General features: G+C 60.6%; 17 protein-coding genes. 6 read left to right on the top strand and 11 right to left on the bottom strand.

Annotation, left to right across the window (positions count from 1 at the left end):
* Positions 1 to 162 precede the first annotated feature (162 nt).
* Both lexA and sulA read left to right on the top strand, forming a co-directional pair.
* Complete coding sequence (gene lexA, locus HKK54_RS18715; protein WP_003172575.1) at positions 163 to 771, top strand: transcriptional repressor LexA; 609 nt, start codon at positions 163 to 165, stop codon at positions 769 to 771.
* A 10-nt stretch (positions 772 to 781) separates the two neighbouring features.
* Positions 782 to 1,255, top strand: coding sequence for an SOS-induced cell division inhibitor SulA (gene sulA, locus HKK54_RS18710; protein ID WP_010176355.1), 474 nt, complete (start codon positions 782 to 784; stop codon positions 1,253 to 1,255).
* Between the two features lie 216 nt (positions 1,256 to 1,471).
* Here sulA and HKK54_RS18705 read toward each other — a convergent pair whose 3' ends face one another.
* From HKK54_RS18705 to HKK54_RS18675, 7 genes are all read right to left on the bottom strand, one after another.
* On the bottom strand, positions 1,472 to 1,705 hold the full coding sequence (locus tag HKK54_RS18705) for a hypothetical protein (RefSeq protein ID WP_003218969.1): 234 nt from the start codon (positions 1,703 to 1,705) through the stop codon (positions 1,472 to 1,474).
* A gap of 174 nt (positions 1,706 to 1,879) precedes the next feature.
* Positions 1,880 to 2,401: a DUF6586 family protein gene (locus tag HKK54_RS18700; protein WP_169387435.1), complete on the bottom strand. Its 522-nt coding sequence runs from the start codon at positions 2,399 to 2,401 to the stop codon at positions 1,880 to 1,882.
* A gap of 126 nt (positions 2,402 to 2,527) precedes the next feature.
* Positions 2,528 to 5,149, bottom strand: coding sequence for a type I DNA topoisomerase (topA, locus tag HKK54_RS18695; protein ID WP_010176358.1), 2,622 nt, complete (start codon positions 5,147 to 5,149; stop codon positions 2,528 to 2,530).
* Between the two features lie 114 nt (positions 5,150 to 5,263).
* Positions 5,264 to 5,500: a DUF1653 domain-containing protein gene (locus HKK54_RS18690; protein WP_010176359.1), complete on the bottom strand. Its 237-nt coding sequence runs from the start codon at positions 5,498 to 5,500 to the stop codon at positions 5,264 to 5,266.
* 97 nt (positions 5,501 to 5,597) lie between these two features.
* A complete protein-coding gene (gene fadA, locus HKK54_RS18685; protein ID WP_010176360.1) occupies positions 5,598 to 6,773 on the bottom strand; it encodes an acetyl-CoA C-acyltransferase FadA in 1,176 nt (391 codons plus the stop codon).
* A gap of 29 nt (positions 6,774 to 6,802) precedes the next feature.
* Positions 6,803 to 8,950 (bottom strand): fatty acid oxidation complex subunit alpha FadB, encoded by a 2,148-nt coding sequence (gene fadB, locus HKK54_RS18680; protein ID WP_010176361.1) that lies wholly within the window; start codon positions 8,948 to 8,950, stop codon positions 6,803 to 6,805.
* Between the two features lie 452 nt (positions 8,951 to 9,402).
* Positions 9,403 to 9,840 carry a hypothetical protein gene (locus tag HKK54_RS18675; RefSeq protein WP_169387434.1) on the bottom strand — a complete coding sequence of 146 codons (438 nt, stop codon included), beginning with the start codon at positions 9,838 to 9,840 and terminating at the stop codon, positions 9,403 to 9,405.
* 105 nt (positions 9,841 to 9,945) lie between these two features.
* Here HKK54_RS18675 and HKK54_RS18670 point away from each other — a divergent pair, with 105 nt between their 5' ends.
* Entirely contained in the window at positions 9,946 to 10,386 is a 441-nt protein-coding gene (locus HKK54_RS18670) for a universal stress protein (RefSeq protein ID WP_010176363.1), read from the top strand.
* 64 nt (positions 10,387 to 10,450) lie between these two features.
* Here HKK54_RS18670 and HKK54_RS18665 read toward each other — a convergent pair whose 3' ends face one another.
* On the bottom strand, positions 10,451 to 12,370 hold the full coding sequence (locus HKK54_RS18665) for an ATP-binding cassette domain-containing protein (RefSeq protein WP_169387433.1): 1,920 nt from the start codon (positions 12,368 to 12,370) through the stop codon (positions 10,451 to 10,453).
* Positions 12,371 to 12,582: 212 nt separating this feature from the next.
* Between HKK54_RS18665 and HKK54_RS18660 the strand changes: the two genes are divergently transcribed.
* Positions 12,583 to 14,511 carry a transglycosylase SLT domain-containing protein gene (locus HKK54_RS18660; protein ID WP_169387432.1) on the top strand — a complete coding sequence of 643 codons (1,929 nt, stop codon included), beginning with the start codon at positions 12,583 to 12,585 and terminating at the stop codon, positions 14,509 to 14,511.
* Positions 14,512 to 14,565: 54 nt separating this feature from the next.
* Here the strand turns inward: HKK54_RS18660 and HKK54_RS18655 are convergent, their stop codons facing one another.
* Positions 14,566 to 16,374, bottom strand: a complete 1,809-nt coding sequence (locus HKK54_RS18655) for an ABC transporter transmembrane domain-containing protein (protein WP_169387431.1) — start codon at positions 16,372 to 16,374, stop codon at positions 14,566 to 14,568.
* Between the two features lie 216 nt (positions 16,375 to 16,590).
* Between HKK54_RS18655 and HKK54_RS18650 the strand changes: the two genes are divergently transcribed.
* Complete coding sequence (locus tag HKK54_RS18650) at positions 16,591 to 16,764, top strand: PA1571 family protein (protein ID WP_010176367.1); 174 nt, start codon at positions 16,591 to 16,593, stop codon at positions 16,762 to 16,764.
* A gap of 51 nt (positions 16,765 to 16,815) precedes the next feature.
* On the opposite strand, the gene pdxB is transcribed toward HKK54_RS18650, so the two are convergent.
* Complete coding sequence (pdxB, locus tag HKK54_RS18645; RefSeq protein WP_010176368.1) at positions 16,816 to 17,958, bottom strand: 4-phosphoerythronate dehydrogenase PdxB; 1,143 nt, start codon at positions 17,956 to 17,958, stop codon at positions 16,816 to 16,818.
* A gap of 310 nt (positions 17,959 to 18,268) precedes the next feature.
* Between pdxB and HKK54_RS18640 the strand changes: the two genes are divergently transcribed.
* On the top strand, positions 18,269 to 19,657 hold the full coding sequence (locus HKK54_RS18640; protein ID WP_169387430.1) for an MATE family efflux transporter: 1,389 nt from the start codon (positions 18,269 to 18,271) through the stop codon (positions 19,655 to 19,657).
* Here HKK54_RS18640 and tusA read toward each other — a convergent pair.
* Complete coding sequence (tusA, locus tag HKK54_RS18635) at positions 19,654 to 19,905, bottom strand: sulfurtransferase TusA (protein ID WP_003218998.1); 252 nt, start codon at positions 19,903 to 19,905, stop codon at positions 19,654 to 19,656. The genes HKK54_RS18640 and tusA overlap by 4 nt on opposite strands.
* Positions 19,906 to 19,947 lie beyond the last annotated feature (42 nt).

Raw genomic sequence — 19,947 nt, 5'->3', positions numbered from 1 at the left:
GGCCATTTAATCACATTCGCCAAGGTCTGTAGGCAGCGCTGTCTTCAGCCTGTAGGACAGGTGACAAATGACCGTCCAGCGGAGTGACTGAAAACGGTGATTGCCAAGCGCAGTCCACTGTATATAATCCCAGTCACTGTATAAAAAGACAGAGCGATCAACATGCTAAAACTGACGCCACGCCAAGCTGAGATTCTGGCTTTTATCAAGCGCTGCCTCGATGACAACGGCTACCCGCCGACCCGGGCGGAAATTGCGCTGGAACTGGGATTCAAGTCGCCCAACGCTGCTGAAGAACACCTCAAGGCCCTCGCCCGCAAAGGCGCGATCGAGATGACCCCGGGTGCTTCACGCGGCATTCGTATCCCTGGCTTCGAAGCCAAGGCCGACGAGTCGACACTGCCGATCATCGGCCGGGTCGCAGCCGGTGCGCCGATCCTGGCGCAGCAGCACGTCGAGGAATCCTGCAACATCAACCCGACCTTCTTCCATCCCCGTGCCGACTATCTGCTGCGAGTCCATGGCATGAGCATGAAGGACGTAGGCATTTTCGACGGCGACCTGTTGGCCGTCCACACCACACGTGAAGCCCGCAATGGCCAGATCGTCGTCGCCCGTATTGGCGATGAAGTGACGGTCAAACGCTTCAAGCGCGAAGGCAGCAAGGTCTGGCTACTGGCCGAGAACCCTGAGTTCGCGCCGATTGAAGTGAACCTGAAGGATCAGGACCTGGTGATTGAAGGCTTGAGCGTCGGCGTAATTCGCCGCTAACGGAGGCATCATGCAGTTCCTACAGACCCCACAACACACTCAGCTGTCGCTGTTTGAGGCCTTTATGGCCCAGCCCCTTGCGCCCATCCTCAAGGAAACGGTCGAAGCGCCCTGGAGCGCCGAACCCGAGGCGTTCAGTGAACTGTCGTTGCGCGGTGCTGCCGGGAGCTGCCTCAGCCTGCTGGCGCCGATTCTTCGCGAACTGAGCGAGGAGCAGGATGCACGCTGGCTGACGCTGATTGCCCCGCCTTCCAGCCTGACCCAGGCCTGGCTGCGGGACGCCGGCCTGAATCGCGAGCGTATCCTGTTGCTGCAACCCCGCGGTGCTCAGAGCGCCCAGCAACTGACCTGCGAAGCCTTGCGCCTGGGCCGTAGCCATACGGTGGTCAGCTGGTTGAACCCTCTGACTACAGCGGCCAGGCAACAGTTGGTCAGCGCCGCACGTACGGGCGATGCGCAGAGCTTGAATATTCGGTTGGGATAAAACGATGTGCCGCTACGATGTGCCACTGGCCAGCCCTGTGGAGGGGCTTGTGGCAGGGATTATTGTGGTGAGCGGGCTTGCCCCGCGCCGGGCTGCGAAGCGGCCCCAAAACAGGCACTGTGGAATACCTGATACATCGCGTTCATTCTATTGAGGGCCGCTTCGCAGCCCAGCGCGGGGCAAGCCCGCTCACCACAATAGGCCCACTCAACACAATCAGTGAAGAATTCGCGGACCGTCTTCCTTCTCAGGCTCGCCTTCAGCCAGGCGCCCTGCCATCTGCACGCCTACGCTCAACATGGCTTTTGCCACTTCCACGTGCTGGCCTTGCAGGAACGCTTTCGCGTCCTCGGAAAAATCCAAAATCACCAGAGAACCCTCGTCCTCAGCCCGGCGCAGCTCGATTCGGCCGTCGGGCAGTTCAACAATTTCCAGAAAGGACGTTGGCATAAAAGTCTGTTCTCCACGAAAGGCCGGCATTATATCAGTGTTGTGACGAGCGGGCTTGCCGACGTTGGGCGGCGCAGCAGCTCCCCGACAGCTGACACTACTGGCCCTGAAAAACCTCGGAGCCGCTTCGCAGCCCAACGGGAGCAAGCTCCCTCGCCACAAAAGCCTGGGCCCTCAACACTCGTTCAACCCATCCCGAAACCGAATGGCCAACTTCTTCAGCTCCTGCCGCCAGCTTTCCAGCTCGTCCCGGCTCAACGGCTCAGGCCCCTCTTCGTCCAGGCTCACGGCCACGATCAACGGCTGGGTCACGTCGCCTTTGGGCGTGTGTTTCACCCGTGGCGGCTGGAACATCTCAGCGTGGGCCAGCAGCAAACGCGCCAGCCAGCTGTCCGGGCTCTGTGCCATCTCCACCAGCTCGGCCAACTCCGGGATGGCCATGGCCTCCAGCACCTCACGGTTGATGATCATCTCTGCACGCGGCGAACCGGCCTGAGGCAAGCGATAGAACCCGGCAATCTCATGACACAGGCCGAGCAAGGCGCCGTACAGGTGGAACAGCGCGGCTTCACGCCCGGCCTGTACCAGCGCGATAGCGTTCATCTCCTTTCCTTCCTCGGCACGGCCAAGGGCTTCCAGGGACAAACCCGCGAAGTAAATTTTCTGGTTGGTACGGGTATAGAGTTCGTTGGCCATGAAGGCAGTCTCCACAACGAATAAGGCGTGATGCTGGCTGAACAGTGTCACGGATCAACCAAGTCCACTGCAAGCGCAAAAAAAGGCCGCCTATACAGGCGGCCTTTGTTGATGCGGCTGATCGAATCAAGCGCCCTGGCGCTTGTCCTCGACCTTCCACTTGCCACCGTCATAGAACGCTTTCCAGCCGGTAGGCTTGCCTTCAACCTCGGTCTGAACGTACTGCTCCTTGGTCTTGCGGCTGTAGCGGATCACGGCCGGGCGACCGTCCGGGTCCTTCTTCGGCGCTTCGCAGAGGAAGTGGTACTTCGGATCGATCTCGTCCTTGTGGGGCACAATCTCGAGCACCAGCGGGGCACGGGTCTCGCGGTTTTTCGGGAACTGGCTGGCAGCCAGGAACAGCCCCGAAGCGCCATCACGCAGGATGTAGGTGTCGTTGACCTTCTCGCATTTGAGTTCAGGCATCTTCACCGGGTCCATCTTCGGCGGCGCCGCGTCACCGCTTTTCAGCAGTTTGCGGGTGTTCTTGCAGGTCGGGTTGGTGCAACCGAAGAACTTGCCGAAACGGCCGGTCTTGAGCTGCATCTCGCTGCCACACTTGTCGCACTCCAGGCTCGGACCTTCGTAGCCCTTGATGCGGTAAGTGCCCTCTTCGATCTCGTAGCCGTTGCAATCCGGGTTGTTGCCGCAGATGTGCAACTTGTGCTTCTCGTCGAGCAGGTAGGCATCCATCGCCGTGCTGCAGATCGGGCAACGGTGCTTGCCACGCAATACCAGCGACTCGGATTCACCCTCGTCATCGGCAGCGATTTCATCGCCGGGCACCAGGTTGACGGTAGCCTTGCAGCGCTCTTTCGGCGGCAGGCTGTAACCCGAGCAACCCAGGAACACGCCGGTGGACGCCGTACGGATCTGCATCGGGCGGCCGCAAGTGAGGCACGGAATGTCCGTCATCACTGGCTGGTTGGCACGCATGCCGTTCTCGGCGCTTTCAGCTACTTCAAGTTTCTTCTTGAAGTCGCCGTAGAACTCGTCGAGCACGTTTTTCCAGTCGCGCTCGCCCTGGGCCACGTCATCGAGGTTCTCTTCCATGCCGGCGGTGAAGCCGTAGTCCATCAGGTTGGAGAAGCTCTCGGACAGGCGCTCGGTCACGATGTCGCCCATCTTTTCCGAGTAGAAACGACGGTTGTGCAGCGCTACGTAGCCGCGGTCCTGGATGGTGGAGATGATCGCCGCGTAGGTCGAAGGACGACCGATACCGCGTTTTTCCATTTCCTTGACCAGGCTGGCTTCCGAATAACGCGCCGGCGGCTTTGTGAAGTGCTGGGACGGGTCGAGCTTGATCAGCTTCAACACGTCGCCCTGGGCCATGTCCGGCAGTACATCATCGTCGCCTGGCTTGGCAATTTGCGGCATCACGCGGGTGTAACCGTCGAACTTGAGGATACGGCCCTTGGCGCGCAACTCGAAGTCACCAGCCCCCACGCTGACGGTGGTGGACAGGTATTGGGCCGGCAGCATCTGGCAAGCCAGGAACTGGCGCCAGATCAGCTCGTAGAGGCGCTCAGCGTCGCGCTCCATGCCGCTCAGCTTGCTTGGCTCGGTGTTGGCATCAGACGGACGAATCGCTTCGTGAGCCTCTTGTGCGCCTTCCTTGCTGCTGTAGACGTTCGGCTTCTCCGGCAGGTACTTCTTGCCGAACTCGCTTTCAATATAAGTGCGCGCCATCGCCACCGCGTCTTGCGACAGGTTGGTGGAGTCGGTACGCATATACGTGATGTAGCCCGCTTCATACAGACGCTGGGCCATCATCATGGTCTTCTTCACGCCGAAGCCCAGGCGGTTACTCGCGGCCTGCTGCAGGGTGGAAGTGATGAACGGCGCCGACGGCTTGCTGCTGGTGGGCTTGTCTTCACGCTTGACGATGCTGTAGCTGGAAGCCTTGAGCTTCTCCAGCGCGGCCATGGCCTGGGCTTCGTTGAGCGGCTTGAAGGCCTCGCCTTTCTCGCGGGCCACTTCGAAGCGCACGTTGTTGCCCTTGGCAGTACCCAGGTCAGCGTGCACTTCCCAGTATTCTTCGGGGTTGAACGCACGAATCTCGCGCTCACGCTCCACTACCAGTTTCACCGCAACCGATTGCACACGGCCGGCGGACAGGCCACGGGCGATCTTTGCCCACAGCAGCGGCGAGACCATATAACCGACCACGCGGTCGAGGAAGCGACGGGCCTGTTGGGCATTGACGCGGTCAATGTCCAGTTCGCCCGGCTTGGAGAAGGCTTCCTGGATCGCCTTCTTGGTAATTTCGTTGAACACCACGCGCTTGTAGCGGCTGTCGTCACCACCGATGGCTTCCCGCAGGTGCCAGGCAATAGCCTCCCCTTCGCGGTCCAAGTCGGTTGCGAGATAGATGGTGTCAGCATCTTTGGCGAGCCGGCGCAGCTCTTCGATGACCTTTTCTTTGCCCGGGAGGATCTCGTACTTGGCTTTCCAGCCGTGATCGGGATCGACACCCATGCGCGAGACCAGCTGCTTGCGCGCTTTCTCTTTAGGCGTGAGCACCGGACCTTCGCCCGCAGCCGCCTTGCCGCGCTTGGCGGCAGGCTCCTTGCTGGCGCTAGCCGAACCGCTGGTGGGCAGGTCTCGGATATGGCCGATACTCGACTTCACCACGTACTCGTTACCCAAGTACTTGTTGATGGTCTTGGCCTTAGCCGGGGATTCCACAATGACCAGCGATTTGCCCATGGATCGGAAAATTCCTGAATTCGAGAAGTGAAAGGCGGTTGGCGCCTGACGCGGCAACGCTATATATAGTGGCAACAAGGTGAGGTCAAGCGCAGCATTCTGCGCGGCCTGCCTTTATTGCGCGGAAAAAAGGCTGGGTTCGACCTGGATCAAAGCAAAGCGCGGGACCTGTTCGCCGTCAACTTCGACGGTCTCCAGGAACATGCTCAAGGGACGCACCCAAAAGCCGTAATCGCCATACAGTGCTTGGTAAAACACCACTTCCTCTTCGGTCTCGGAATGCCGCGCCACATTAAAAACGCGGTACTGGGGACCTTTATAATGCTGGTAGAGCCCTGGTTCGACTTTCATGCTCTGGCCCTCTTACAAAATTTGTTAAAAAAAAATATAAAAAATTCCAAAAAACAAAAACCGGGGCACTGGGCCCCGGCTTCCGTCAACGAAACGTTTAGATACGTTCGAAGACGGTGGAGATGCCTTGGCCGAGACCAATGCACATGGTTGCAACCCCAAGGTTGCCGCCATTTTGCTTCATCACGTTAAGCAACGTGCCGGAGATACGCGCACCGGAGCACCCAAACGGGTGACCCAAGGCAATCGCGCCGCCGTGCAGGTTAACCTTCTCGTTCATCTTGTCGAGCACTTTCAAATCTTTCAGCACTGGCAGGGCCTGTGCGGCGAAAGCTTCGTTGAGCTCGAAGAAGTCGATGTCGGAGATGGTCAGGCCTGCGCGCTTCAATGCTTTTTGTGTGGCCGGTACTGGACCATAGCCCATGATTGCCGGGTCCACACCTGCGACTGCCATCGAACGGATCACGGCCATCGGCTGGATGCCCAGGTCCTGGGCACGCTGGGCCGACATCACGATCATGCACGAAGCACCGTCGGTGATCTGCGACGACGTACCGGCTGTCACGGTGCCGCCCTTTGGATTGAAGGCAGGCTTCAAGGCCGCCAGGCTTTCCAGGGTGGTGTCCGGACGAATGGTTTCGTCGTAGTCGAACAGTTTCAGGAAACCGTTCTCGTCGTAGCCGTTCATCGGGATGATTTCATCCTTGAACTTGCCTTCCAGGGTCGCCTTGTGGGCGAGCTGGTGGGAGCGCAGGCCGAATGCATCCTGGGCTTCGCGGGTAATGCCGTGCATTTTGCCGAGCATTTCTGCGGTCAGGCCCATCATGCCCGAGGCTTTCGCCGCGTACAGGGACATGTGCGGGTTCGGGTCGACACCGTGCATCATGCTGACGTGGCCCATGTGCTCCACGCCGCCGACCACGAACACATCACCGTTACCGGTCATGATCGCTTGAGCAGCGGTGTGCAGCGCGCTCATGGACGAGCCACACAGGCGGCTGACGGTCTGGCCGGCAGCGGTGTGAGGGATCTGCGTCATCAGGGAAGCCATGCGGGCGATGTTCCAGCCCTGCTCCAGGGTCTGGTTGACGCAGCCCCAGATCACGTCTTCGACTTCGTTAGGGTCGACCTTGACGTTGCGTTCCAGCAATTTGCTGATCAGGTGCGCCGACATGTCTTCAGCGCGGGTGTTGCGGTGCATGCCGCCCTTGGAGCGGCCCATCGGAGTACGACCGAAGTCGACAATCACGACGTCTCTTGGATTCAAGCTCATAAATATTCTCGCTCTAGTCGTCTGGGCACTTAACCGAAGAAGCTCTGGCCGTTCTTGGCCATCTCGCGCAGCTTCGCAGTCGGGTGGTACAGCGGGCCCAGATCAGCGTATTGATCAGCCAGGGCAACGAACTCGGCCACACCGATGGAATCGATGTAACGCAGCGCACCACCACGGAATGGAGGGAAACCAATACCGTACACCAGGCCCATGTCGGCCTCGGCGGCGGTTTCAACGATGCCGTCTTCCAGGCAGCGCACGGTTTCCAGGCACAGGGCGATCATCATCCAGTTGACGATGTCCTCGTCGGACACCTCACGCTGTTCGTAGATGACCGGCGCGAGTACTTCGTGAACCGACGGGTCGGCCACTTTCTTCTGCTTGCCCTTCTTGTCGGCCTCGTAGGCGTAGAAGCCCTTGCCGTTCTTCTGGCCCAGGCGCTTGGCTTCGTAGAGAGCGTCGATCGCCGAACGGCGGTCGTCTTTCATACGGTCCGGGAAGCCTTCAGCCATTACGTCACGACCGTGGTGGCCAGTGTCGATGCCGACCACGTCCATCAGGTATGCCGGGCCCATTGGCCAGCCGAATTTTTCCATGACCTTGTCGATGCGCACGAAGTCCACACCGGCGCTGACCAGCTTGGCGAAACCGCCGAAGTACGGGAACAGCACGCGGTTGACCAGGAAGCCCGGGCAGTCGTTAACGACGATCGGGTTCTTGCCCATTTTCTTGGCGTAGGCAACGGTGGTAGCAACCGCCAGCTCGCTGGACTTCTCGCCACGGATCACTTCCACCAGCGGCATCATGTGCACCGGGTTGAAGAAGTGCATGCCGACGAAGTTTTCCGGACGCTTGAGGGCCTTGGCCAGCAAGGTGATGGAAATGGTCGATGTGTTGGATGCCAGGATGGTGTCTTCTTTAACCTGGGCTTCAACTTCAGCCAGTACCGCCTGCTTGACCTTCGGGTTCTCGACAACCGCTTCGACCACCAGGTCGACGTGGCCGAAATCACCGTAGGACAGCGTAGGACGAATGCCGTTAAGCACTTCAGCCATTTTCGCTGCGGTCATGCGGCCTTTATCAACGCGGCCCACCAGCAGTTTTGCGGCTTCTGCCAGACCCTGCTCGATGCCGTGTTCGTTGATGTCCTTCATCAGGATCGGCGTGCCTTTGGACGCCGACTGATAGGCGATACCGCCGCCCATGATACCGGCGCCGAGTACGGCAGCCTGTTTCACGTCGCGGGCGATTTCGTCGTAGGCCTTGGCCTTTTTCTTCAGTTCCTGATCGTTCAGGAACAGACCGATCAAGCTCTGCGCAGCAGAGGTCTTGGCCAGTTTGACGAAGCCGGCAGCTTCGATTTCCAGGGCTTTGTCGCGACCGAAGTTCGCGGCCTTCTGAATGGTCTTGATCGCTTCAACCGGCGCCGGGTAGTTCGGGCCAGCCTGGCCTGCCACGAAACCTTTGGCGGTTTCGAACGACATCATTTGTTCGATGGCGTTGAGCTTGAGTTTTTCGAGCTTTGGCTGACGCTTGGCCTTGTAGTCAAATTCGCCGCTGATGGCGCCTTTGATCAGGTTCAGTGCGGCTTCTGCCAGCTTGTCGGGAGCAACCACGGCATCCACGGCGCCGACTTTCAGCGCGTCTTCAGCACGGTTTTCCTTGCCGGCGGCAATCCACTCGATGGCGTTGTCGGCACCGATGATGCGCGGCAGGCGCACGGTACCGCCGAAGCCCGGGTAGATGCCCAGCTTGACTTCCGGCAGGCCGATTTTGGCGGTGGCCGACATCACGCGGAAGTCGGCAGCCAGGCACATTTCCAGACCGCCGCCCAGGGCGATGCCATTGATCGCGGCAACGGTCGGCACATTGAGGTCTTCGAAATCGCTGAAAATCTTGTTGGCTTCGAGGTTGCCAGCCACAAGCTCGGCATCGGGCAGCTTGAAGTTGTCGACGAATTCGGTGATGTCAGCGCCGACGATGAACACGTCCTTGCCGCTGGAGACGATCACGCCCTTGACCGAAGCATCTGCTTTGATGGTGTCTACGGCCTGACGCAATTCATTCAGGGTTAGACGGTTGAACTTGTTGACGGACTCACCCTTGAGGTCGAATTTCAATTCGACGATGCCACTTTCAAGAGCCTTAACCGTGATGGCTTTACCTTCGTAAATCATCAACTGATCTCCACGATATGGAAGCTGAACAGTACACGTCGGACGCAGGATTCAGCGTAGGCACTGACGTTACCGTCGATGCTAACGCCAATTTGCCAGGCACACCCGCCAACGCGATAGTCGGGATTCTGTACGAACGGTCTGAAAGACAAACGCTCAATTCATACGCCCGTTTGATTTGGGTACGTCACCTTCAGCCAAATCCGAAGAATTGTCAATCGCTCGAAAGGGCCGCAAAAACGCGACTTTTCAGTCATTTCAGAACCCGGGGCAGCCGGCATCGCCCCGCCAATGTTTAATCATTCGCGAAATCAATAATAAGAAATTTGATTTAAAGGGCTGTACAGAACCGAATTTGCGGCTAGGCTAGCGGCACGTTTAACGAATTACCGGCCTGCCTGGCCAACTCCAGCCCGATGATGCTTTCGGGCTTTTTAATGCCCGCAGTAAACTCAGGCCAGCGCCTTGAGCACCGCATCAATGTCCTGCAACACGCTCAACTCGCCCTTTTCGCCCCAGTACAGGGTGATCATTTGCTTGTCGGCTTCGACTTTGTAGACGTTCGCCGGCAGCGTCGCAAAATGTGGCAACAACTTTTCATCGACGCAGATTTCCTGCCACTGATTGACCCAAACGCCCGGTTCCAACTGCCAATAACTCCAGGTGACCCGTTTGGTGCCGCGCCGTGGCCGGTGGTATTGCGCACACGGGCTCGGCGGCTCGTGCTTGAGCCAGTGCGGCCACTCCTGAGGCGTCAGTTGCATGGCCAAACCAATGCGCCGCGCCTCCATGCGCAGGGCCATACGCCCGCTCGAATGGCGCGAAGGACGCAACCACGCCAGAGGGCTTAAAACCAGCGCAAGGATTGACACCACTATCCAGACCGTCATATGTGTACTCCCGAATTTCTTGATGAGCGGATTTGACCTGACGCAACCCCATCCGCTTGAAACCAGCCATACTGAACTTATCGCTTTCCTTTGGAGGAACTCCTCATGCCCTACGAACATATTCTGGTCGCCGTGGACCTGACCGAAGAATGCGACCCCGTGATCAAGCGGGCCGTAGGCCTTGCAGGCGACTCAGTCAAACTGTCCCTGGTGCATATCGTCGAACCGATGGCCATGGCCTTTGGTGGCGACGTGCCGATGGACCTGTCCCAACTGCAACAGCAGCAGTTCGACCAGGCCAAGGAACGCCTTGAGCGACTGATCAACAAGTACCCCGCCCTGAAAAAAGACCAGAGCCACCTGACCTACGGCCAGCCGCGCCAGGAAATCCACCACCTGGCCAAGGAGCAAGGTTGCGACCTGATCGTGGTCGGCAGCCATGGCCGCCACGGCCTGGCGCTGCTGCTGGGCTCCACCGCCAATGACGTGCTGCACGGCGCTCCTTGCGATGTGCTGGCAGTGAAACTGGTCAAAGAACCGAAGTAAACCGATATGAAAAGCCCGGCGCTCACATCCGTGAGGCCGGGCTTTTTTATTGCTGCGGTGTCACTCAGGCATCCAGCTCGGCCCAGCGCTCAACCAGTGCTTCCAGCTCACTGTTCAACTGCTCAAGGGAGGCAATCACCTTGGCGGTTTCTGCAGCCGGACGCAGGTAGAAACCCGCGTCAGCCATTTCAGCTTCAACGGCCGCGATCTGCTGTTCCTTGGCGTCGATATCACCCGGCAGTGCTTCCAGCTCACGCTGCAGCTTGTAGCTGAGTTTCTTCTTCGCAGCAGGCGCTTCCTGGGCTGGCGCCGGAGCGGCAGCCACCGGGGCAACCACGGCCGAAGTCAGGTCAGCCTTGCCGGATTTGCTCTCGGTCACGCCCAGCAGGCGCGGCGAGCCGCCCTGACGCAGCCAGTCCTGGTAACCACCGACGTATTCGCGAACCTTGCCTTCGCCTTCGAAGACCAGAGTGCTGGTGACCACGTTGTCGAGGAATGCCCGGTCGTGGCTGACCATCAGTACGGTGCCGTTGAAGGTCAGCAAGACCTCTTCCAGCAGCTCCAGCGTTTCAACGTCGAGGTCGTTGGTCGGTTCGTCGAGCACCAGCAGGTTAGCCGGTTTGCTGAACAGCTTGGCCAGCAGCAGGCGCGCACGCTCACCACCGGACAACGCCTTGACCGGCGTACGCGCACGTTGCGGGCTGAACAGGAAGTCGCCCAGGTAGCTCAGTACGTGGCGGCTCTGGCCGTCGATGTCGATAAAGTCGCGACCTTCGGCGACGTTGTCGATCACGGTTTTTTCCAGGTCCAACTGGTGACGCAACTGGTCGAAGTAAGCCACGTCGATGCGCGTGCCCTCTTCCACTTTACCGCTGGTGGGTTGCAGGCCGTTGAGCATCAGCTTGAGCAAGGTGGTCTTGCCGGTGCCGTTGGCGCCCAGCAGGCCGATACGGTCGCCGCGCTGCAGGACCATCGAGAAGTCCTTGATCAGGAACGGGCCGTCCGGGTGATGGAAGCTGACGTTCTCCAGCACCATCACCTGCTTGCCCGACTTGTCGGCGGTATCCAACTGGATATTGGCCTTGCCGGTGCGTTCGCGACGCTCGCTGCGCTCAACGCGCAGGGCTTTCAGGGCACGTACGCGACCTTCGTTACGGGTGCGGCGGGCCTTGATGCCCTGGCGGATCCAGACTTCTTCCTGGGCCAGCTTCTTGTCAAACAATGCGTTGGCGGTTTCTTCGGCGGACAGTGCAGCTTCCTTGTGCACCAGGAAGCTGGCGTAGTCGCCGTTCCAGTCGATCAGGCCACCACGGTCCAGTTCGAGGATGCGGGTTGCCAGGTTCTGCAGGAAGGAACGGTCGTGCGTGATGAACAGCACGGCGCCCTGGAAATCCTTGAGGGCTTCTTCCAGCCAGGCGATGGCGCCGATGTCCAGGTGGTTGGTCGGCTCGTCGAGCAGCAGCAGGTCCGGCTCAGACACCAGGGCCTGGGCCAGCAGGACACGGCGACGCCAGCCGCCGGACAATTCGGCGAGGGTCTTGTCGGCCGGCAGTTGCAGGCGGCTCAGGGTGCTGTCGACCAGTTGCTGCAAGCGCCAGCCATCACGGGCTTCGAGGTCTTGCTGGACGTGCATCAGCTTGTCCAGGTCGGCTTCGGTGACGCAGTTCTGCGCCAGGTGATGGTATTCGGCGAGCAGTGCGCCCACGCCGTCGAGGCCTTCGGCAACCACGTCGAACACTGTCCGTCCGTCGGCCACCGGCAATTCTTGCGGCAATTCGCCAATCTTGAGGCCCGGGGCGCGCCAGACAGAGCCGTCATCGGGCTTCTGGTCGCCTTTTACCAGCTTCATCATGCTGGACTTGCCGGTGCCATTGCGGCCGATGATGCACACCCGCTCACCACGGGCGATCTGCCAGGACACCTTGTCCAACAACGGCATAGCGCCGAAAGCAAGGGACACATCGCTGAATTTGAGCAGGGTCATACGCTTCTCCAAAAACTGGGCGCGCATTCTACCTGACTTAGGGCGCGAGGCGGCCGGCATTTTCGCCGCTGACATGTTCTGTTGGACATTTGAGATGAACTTGAACGAAGCGACCGGCAAAGCTTTCACCGGTCGCGACCAAAAGGCTAAGCTAGGGGCAATCAGTGTCGGCGACGTCGGCACTAGTCCAGATTCCTCTGCACGGACGTCTCATGCGCAGTCGCCTTTTCAGCTTTTTATCTTGTCTGCTTCTTTCTGCCACCGCCGTTCAATCCGCCCAGGCCGTGGACCTCACCACCCAACGTCAATATTACGATGAAGCCAAACGAGCCCTCGCCAAAGGCGACAGCGGCCCGTATTTCCAATACAGCCAGGCCCTGGCCGACTACCCGTTGACGCCATACCTGGCCTACGACGAACTGACCGCACGCCTGAAAACCGCCAGCAATGAGGAAATCGAACAATTCCTCGCCAAGAACGGCGACCTGCCACAGGCCAACTGGATGAAACTGCGTTGGTTGCGCTGGCTGGCCGACCGTGGCGACTGGCAAACCTTTGAAAAGTACTACGACCCAAAACTCAATTTCGTCGAACTGGACTGCCTCCATGGCCAATTCCAGCTGACCCATAACCAAAAAGCCGAAGGCTACAAAACCACCGAGAAGCTGTGGCTGACCGGGAAGTCCCAGCCTGCCGCCTGTGATGCAACGTTCGGCCAGTGGGCCGCTGACGGCCAACTGACCGAACAGAAAATCTGGGACCGCGCCAAACTCGCCGCCGAAGCCCGCAATTACCCGCTGGCCAACAGCCTGGTAAAAACCTTGCCGACCCTCAGCGTCCAAGGCCGCCTGATGGTGGACGTGGCGCAGAAGCCCGACATGCTCAGCGACCCGTCGCGCTTCCTGCCGGCCAACGAAGCCATGTCCGACGCCGTCGGCCTGGGGCTTCGCCGCCTGGCACGCCAGGACCCGGACAAGGCCATGGCCCTGCTCGACGGTTACGCCAGCAGCATGCACTTCTCTCGTGACGAAAAAGTGTCGATCGCCCGGGAAATCGGCCTGACCCTGGCACGCCGCTATGACCCGCGCGCCCTCGACGTGATGACCAAATACGATCCGGAACTGCGGGACAACACCGTTTCCGAATGGCGCCTGCGCCTGCTGCTGCGCCTGGCCCGCTGGGAAGACGCCTACCAGTTGACCCGTAAACTGCCTCAGGACCTCGCCACCACCAACCGCTGGCGCTACTGGCAGGCCCGCAGCCTGGAACTGGCAGAGCCGAAGAACCCGCAAGCCCTGGTGCTGTACAAGGGCCTGGCCAAGGAGCGTGACTTCTACGGCTTCCTGGCGGCGGATCGTTCCCAGTCGCCGTACCAGTTGAACAACAAGCCGCTGATGATGAGCCAGGCGTTGATGAACAAGGTGCGTAATACACCGGGCGTACGTCGCGCCCTGGAGTTCTACGCCCGTGGCCAGATCGTCGATGGCCGTCGCGAGTGGTACCACGTCAGCCGGCACTTCAACCGTGACGAAATGGTCGCCCAGGCCAAGCTGGCCTATGACATGAAGTGGTACTTCCCGGCGATCCGCACCATCAGCCAGGCGCAGTACTGGGACGACCTGGACATCCGCTTCCCGATGGCCCACCGCGACACCCTGGTGCGTGAAGCCAAGATCCGCGGCGTGCATTCGAGCTGGGTGTTTGCGATCACCCGCCAGGAAAGCGCCTTCATGGACGACGCCCGCTCCGGCGTTGGCGCCACCGGCCTGATGCAACTGATGCCCGGCACCGCCAAGGAGACTGCGCGCAAGTTCAGCATTCCTCTGGCCTCGCAACAGCAGGTGCTCGACCCGGACAAGAACATCCAGCTCGGTGCGGCCTACCTGAGCCAGGTCCACGCTCAGTTCAACGGTAACCGTGTGCTCGCCACCGCCGCCTACAACGCCGGCCCCGGCCGTGTACGCCAATGGCTGCGCGGTGCCGACCACCTGAGTTTCGACGTGTGGGTGGAGAGCATTCCGTTCGACGAAACCCGCCAGTATGTGCAGAACGTGCTGTCGTATTCGGTGATCTACGGGCAAAAGCTCAATGCACCACAGCCGCTGGTGGATTGGCATGAGCGGTATTTTGATGATCAGTAAGTAACGCACCCCATAAAAATGCCCGCATATGCGGGCTTTTTTATGGGCGGGTATTTAGTGGACGCTGGACTCGCCATCGCTGAACTGCAACGCAGCCAACCGCGCATACAGCGGATTACTCGCGATCAGTTGCTGATGCGTACCCACCGCCACCAGCTGCCCCTGGTCCATCACGGCAATCCGGTCAGCGTTCTTCACCGTGGCCAACCGATGGGCAATCACCAGCGTGGTGCGCCCTTCCATCAACTGCGGCAGCGCTTGCTGGATCAAGTGTTCGCTCTGGGCATCCAGGGCGCTGGTGGCTTCGTCCAGCAACAGGATCGGCGCATCCACCAGCAACGCCCGGGCGATGGCCAGGCGTTGGCGCTGGCCGCCGGAGAGCCCCAGGCCACCGTCGCCCAGGTGAGTCTGGTAGCCGTCGGGCATTTGCAGGATGAAATCGTGGGCGTGAGCGATGCGCGCCGCCTCTTCGACCTGGGCGGAGGTGGCCGCCGGGTTGCCGTAGCGGATGTTTTCTTCAACGGTGCCGAAAAACAGCGCCGGGCTCTGGGACACCAGAGCGAAACAGCGGCGCAGGTCCAGCGGATCAAGCTCGGTCAGCGGTTGCCCTTCCAGCAGGATGCGGCCTTGCTGTGGGTCATAGAAACGCAGCAACAGGTCGAAGAGGGTTGATTTGCCCGCACCGGAGGGGCCGACCAGGGCCAGGGTTTCGCCGGCATTGATGTTCAGGCTCAAGCCGTCGATGGCAAAACGATCCGGGCGCGAAGGATAGGAGAAGCGCAGGTCCTGGATGTCCAGGCGGCCGCTGACGCGCTCCGGCAGCTTGATCACGCCGGCCTCGGGTGCCTTGATCTCATTGCTCGATTGCAACAGCTCGCCAATTCGCTCGGCCGCACCGGCCGCGCGCTGCAGCTCGCCCAACACTTCACTCAAGGTACCAACAGCACTGCCGACGATCAGGCTGTAGAACACGAACGCCGCCAGTTCACCACCGGAAATCCGCCCGCCAATCACGTCCATGCCGCCCACCCAGAGCATCACACCCACGGCGCCCAGCACCAGCATGATCACCAGGGTAATCAGCCACGAGCGCTGCAGGATACGTTTGCGGGCAGTGGTGAAAGCCTCTTCCACCGTCAGCGCAAAACGCTGCTCGTCCTGCACCTGGTGGTTGTAGGCCTGCACGGTCTTGATCTGGCCGAGGGTCTCGGACACGTAGCTGCCGACGTCGGCGATACGGTCCTGGCTCAGGCGCGACAGGCTGCGCACCCGGCGACCGAAGATCAGAATCGGCGCCAGCACCAACGGCAGCGCGATCACCACGATGCTGGTGAGCTTGGGATTGGTGACAAACAACAGCACGATCCCGCCAATCACCATCAAGGCGTTGCGCAGGAACAGCGACAGCGAGGAGCCGATCACCGACTGGAGCAAGGTGGTGTCAGTGGTCAGGCGCGACTGGATTTCCGAACTGCGGTTGTTTTCATAGAAACCCGGGTGCAGGTAGATCAAGTGGTTGAATACTTGCCGCCGGATATCTGCTACCACCCGCTCGCCGATCCACGACACGAGGTAAAACCGCGCAAAGGTGCCCACGGCCAGGCCAATCACCAGGATCATGAACAGGCCGATGGACTGGTTGAGCAGGTGCGGTGACTGGGTCATGAAGCCCTGGTCCACCAGCAGGCGGATGCCCTGCCCCATGGACAAGGTGATGCCGGCGGTGACGATCAACGCCAACAAGGCCCCCAGGGCCTGCCAGCGGTAGGGTGCGACAAAGCGACTGGCCAGGCGAATCGCGCGGCGTTGACGGGCTGAGAGCATGGAGGGTTTCACCTGAGGGTTGGAGACGGGAACCTGCATAGCTACATGGGGGGAACTTGGGCGAATCACAATGAGTCAGGTTAATTATGCTTACCGAACATAGCCCCTAGAGGCTATCGGTCTAAGGCCTGGCTGGAAATTCGTAGCGGTTTCTGCTGGACTGGGCATTCGATCCGCTGACCGTGTAAGGAGTTGTAACAACGCGGTCACGCGGGGGTTTTAAAGTAGGTACACAACCTGATGAGGAGACGGGCCATGTCCTTGCAAAACAGCAGCAACGCCAAGATTGAAGTGATCCGCCAGCCGCAGCAGTTGCCTTGCTCGTACATCGACGCTCAAGGCCGCGAAGTGCAAATCACTGAAGAGATGATCCAGAGCGCTTGCGCAGAACTGGAGCAGAAATTGGTCAAGCCTGCCAAGCGAGGCTGATTCGCCCACGCTCTTTTAAACCCGGCCCTGAGGGCCGGGTTTTTTATGCCTTCAGATTGCCTGTGCGCCCAACGCCGACACGATATTCGACAGGGCGGCAGACTCGCCGCTGACCCGTACCTTCAGGCCATCAATCTCACGCCGCGGCGGGTAGTGCTTGCGCAGTTGGTCAAACGCCTTGCGCTGTTCGTCCACGGTGCCTACCAGGCTGCGGCGGAAGTCCGCGTCATCACGGCGCGGGTCGTACACGCCACGGCACAGGGCCGCCAGCGCCCAGGCCGGGTCGGTATTGGCGTTAAGGCTGACCTCAGCCAGCCAGGGTTCCGGCAGCAAGTCGCTGAGTTGAATGGTTGGCTCCTGGCCCAGATACCGGCAAAGCGCCTGGTAGATCTGCGCCGTGCCGCGCTGCCGGCCGTCCAGGCTGTAGCCGGCGATGTGCGGGGTGGCCAGCACACACAAGTCGGCCAGGTCGACATCCACCTGGGGCTCGCCTTCCCACACATCCAGCACCGCCTGCAGGTCTTCGCGCTCCAACAGCACGTCCTTGAGGGCTGCATTGTCCACCACCGGGCCGCGGCTGGCGTTGATCAGCCAGGCGCCGGGCTTGAGCTGATTGAGACGCTCGCGGTCAAACAGGTGCCAGGTCGAACCGTTGCCGGATTTGTTCAGCGGCGTGTGCAGGCTGATCACATCGCACTGCTCGACAATCTGTTCCAGGCTGACGTAATCACCGTCCTCGGCGATCTGCCGGGGCGGGTCGCACACCAACACGTTCCAGCCCAAAGCCTTGAGCACCTTGACCAGGCGCCCGCCGACCTCACCGGCACCCACCACGCCGTAGGTACGCTGGGCCAGGTCGGCGCCTTCGATCTCGGCCAGGGTCAGCAGGCTGCCCAGCACATAGTCGACCACGCCACGGGCGTTGCAACCCGGGGCACTGGACCACTGGATGCCGGCACGCTGGAAGTACTCGAGGTCGAGGTGGTCGGTGCCGATGGTGCAGGTACCGACAAACCGCACCGGCGTGCCTTCGAGCAACGCCCGGTTGACGTTGGTCACCGAGCGCACCAGCAGCACATCGGCCTGCTCAAGGGTTGCGCGGTCGATGGACCGCCCCGGGACCCGGCGAATCTCGCCAATTCCTTCGAAGAATGCATCGAGCAGCGGGATATTTTCGTCGGCAACAATCAGCATGGCAGGCTCCTTTCGCGGATCAGCAGTGTACAGCGGTTTTCCTTGTGGCGAGGGAGCTTGCTCCCGCTGGAGTGCGGAGCGCTCCCAAATGAAGCAACATGTTTTTTCAGGTACACGTCGGTTGCCGGTCCTGGGGCTGCTGCGCAGCCCAGCGGGAGCAAGCTCCCTCGCCACAGCAAGCTCCCTCGCCACAAACAGCAATATTTGCTCTGGGCTGTGCTTACAAATCCACAACACAGGTTTTTTCCTGACCAACACGTCAGGGCGTAGAATGCGCCGTCCTGCGCTCCGCCTCTCTGGACATCCGTACGTGAACACTGCCGCAACCACCACCGCCCTCTCCCGCCCAGCCCGCGTCAGCCTTGAGGTGCGTAATCTGCTGGCCCTGGCCCTGCCAATCATGATCGGGCAACTGGCGACCACCGCCATGGGTTTTGTCGATGCGGTGATGGCCGGGCGTGTCAGCGCCCGGGACCTGGCGGCGGTCGCCCTGGGCAACTCCATCTGGATCCCGATATACCTGCTGATGACCGGCACCCTGCTGGCCACCACGCCGAAGGTCGCCCAGCGTTTTGGCGCCGGCACTCACGGTGAAATCGGCCCGCTGGTGCGCCAGTCGATGTGGCTGGCACTGGTGGTGGGGATTACCGCGCTGCTGTTGCTGATCAGCGCCGAACCGATCCTGCACCTGATGAAGGTCGATCCCGAGCTGATCAAGCCGTGCATGGGCTACCTGCACGGCATCGCCTCGGGCATGCCGGCGATTGCGCTGTATTACGTGCTGCGCTGCTTCAGCGACGGCCTGGGCCGCACCCGGCCGAGCATGGTCATGGGCCTGTGCGGGCTGGCGCTGAATATTCCGCTGAACTATGTGTTTATCTACGGCCACTTCGGCGTGCCGGCCATGGGCGGCATCGGTTGTGGCTGGGCCACGGCGATCGTGATGTGGGTGATGATGTTCGGCCTCGCCGCCTGGACCCGTTGGGCGCCGGTCTATCAGAGCAGTGAGCTGTTCAAGCGCTTTGACTGGCCGCAGTGGTCGGTGATCAAGCGCGTATTGAGCATTGGCTTGCCGATCGGAATTGCGGTGTTTGCCGAGTCGAGCATCTTCGCGGTGATCGCGCTGCTGATCGGCAGCCTCGGCGCCACGGTGGTGGCCGGGCACCAGATCGCGCTGAACTTCAGCTCGCTGGTGTTCATGATCCCCTACTCCCTGAGCATGGCGGTCACCGTACGCGTGGGCCAGGCCCTGGGCCGTGGCGAACCCCGTGAAGCGCGCTTCGCCGCCGGTGTGGGGATGGGCACGGCGCTGGTTTACGCCTGCCTGTCCTGCAGCCTGATGCTGCTGTTTCGCGAACAGATCGCCACCATTTACACCCAGGACCCGCTGGTGATCCAGGTGGCGGCGATGCTGATTGTGTTTGCGGCGCTGTTTCAGTTCTCGGACGCGATCCAGGTCACGGCCGCCGGTGCGCTGCGCGGTTATCAGGACACGCGGGTGACCATGGTGCTGACGCTGTTTGCGTATTGGGGCGTGGGCTTGCCGGTGGGCTACGCGCTGGGGCTGACCGACTGGCTAGGCCAGGCCGGCGGCCCGAGTGGCTTGTGGCAGGGCCTGATCGTGGGCCTGAGCTGTGCGGCGGCGATGCTGGTGATCCGCCTGGTGCGCAGTGCACGCAAGCGGATTCGCCGGGTTTAAGCGGACTTCTTGCGGATCCAGTACAGGTAAGTGCCGGCCTGTTCCTGCTGGTCCACCAGTTCGTGGTCAAGAAACACGCAGAACTTGGGGATATCGCGGCGGGTCGACGGATCGGTCGCGATCACCTTGAGCAACCCACCGGGCGCCAGGTCGCGGATGTGCTGGTGCAGCATCATCACTGGTTCCGGGCAGTTGAGGCCGGTGGCGTCGAGAACGGCATCGACGGGTAAATCAGGGGTCAGGCTCATGGTTTACTCCTAAACAGGCCGGCATTTTAACGGTAACGCGGG

This window comes from Pseudomonas sp. ADAK13 (assembly GCF_012935715.1).
Classification (GTDB): domain Bacteria; phylum Pseudomonadota; class Gammaproteobacteria; order Pseudomonadales; family Pseudomonadaceae; genus Aquipseudomonas.
The sequence above is the reverse complement of the archived record's forward strand: the minus strand, read 5'-3'. Positions and strand labels throughout refer to the sequence as shown.

What these genes read in the sequence shown, in the direction of transcription:
- fadB (WP_010176361.1), bottom strand. Translation starts at nt 8,950, where the DNA reads ATGATTTACGAAGGTAAAGCCATCACGGTTAAGGCTCTTGAAAGTGGC.
- pdxB (WP_010176368.1), bottom strand. Translation starts at nt 17,958, where the DNA reads ATGCTGATTGTTGCCGACGAAAATATCCCGCTGCTCGATGCATTCTTC.
- HKK54_RS18705 (WP_003218969.1), bottom strand. Translation starts at nt 1,705, where the DNA reads ATGCCAACGTCCTTTCTGGAAATTGTTGAACTGCCCGACGGCCGAATC.
- HKK54_RS18655 (WP_169387431.1), bottom strand. Translation starts at nt 16,374, where the DNA reads ATGCAGGTTCCCGTCTCCAACCCTCAGGTGAAACCCTCCATGCTCTCA.
- HKK54_RS18675 (WP_169387434.1), bottom strand. Translation starts at nt 9,840, where the DNA reads ATGACGGTCTGGATAGTGGTGTCAATCCTTGCGCTGGTTTTAAGCCCT.
- tusA (WP_003218998.1), bottom strand. Translation starts at nt 19,905, where the DNA reads ATGAGCCTGACCCCTGATTTACCCGTCGATGCCGTTCTCGACGCCACC.
- HKK54_RS18660 (WP_169387432.1), top strand. Translation starts at nt 12,583, where the DNA reads ATGCGCAGTCGCCTTTTCAGCTTTTTATCTTGTCTGCTTCTTTCTGCC.
- HKK54_RS18690 (WP_010176359.1), bottom strand. Translation starts at nt 5,500, where the DNA reads ATGAAAGTCGAACCAGGGCTCTACCAGCATTATAAAGGTCCCCAGTAC.
- HKK54_RS18665 (WP_169387433.1), bottom strand. Translation starts at nt 12,370, where the DNA reads ATGACCCTGCTCAAATTCAGCGATGTGTCCCTTGCTTTCGGCGCTATG.
- HKK54_RS18670 (WP_010176363.1), top strand. Translation starts at nt 9,946, where the DNA reads ATGCCCTACGAACATATTCTGGTCGCCGTGGACCTGACCGAAGAATGC.
- topA (WP_010176358.1), bottom strand. Translation starts at nt 5,149, where the DNA reads ATGGGCAAATCGCTGGTCATTGTGGAATCCCCGGCTAAGGCCAAGACC.
- lexA (WP_003172575.1), top strand. Translation starts at nt 163, where the DNA reads ATGCTAAAACTGACGCCACGCCAAGCTGAGATTCTGGCTTTTATCAAG.
- HKK54_RS18650 (WP_010176367.1), top strand. Translation starts at nt 16,591, where the DNA reads ATGTCCTTGCAAAACAGCAGCAACGCCAAGATTGAAGTGATCCGCCAG.
- sulA (WP_010176355.1), top strand. Translation starts at nt 782, where the DNA reads ATGCAGTTCCTACAGACCCCACAACACACTCAGCTGTCGCTGTTTGAG.
- fadA (WP_010176360.1), bottom strand. Translation starts at nt 6,773, where the DNA reads ATGAGCTTGAATCCAAGAGACGTCGTGATTGTCGACTTCGGTCGTACT.
- HKK54_RS18700 (WP_169387435.1), bottom strand. Translation starts at nt 2,401, where the DNA reads ATGGCCAACGAACTCTATACCCGTACCAACCAGAAAATTTACTTCGCG.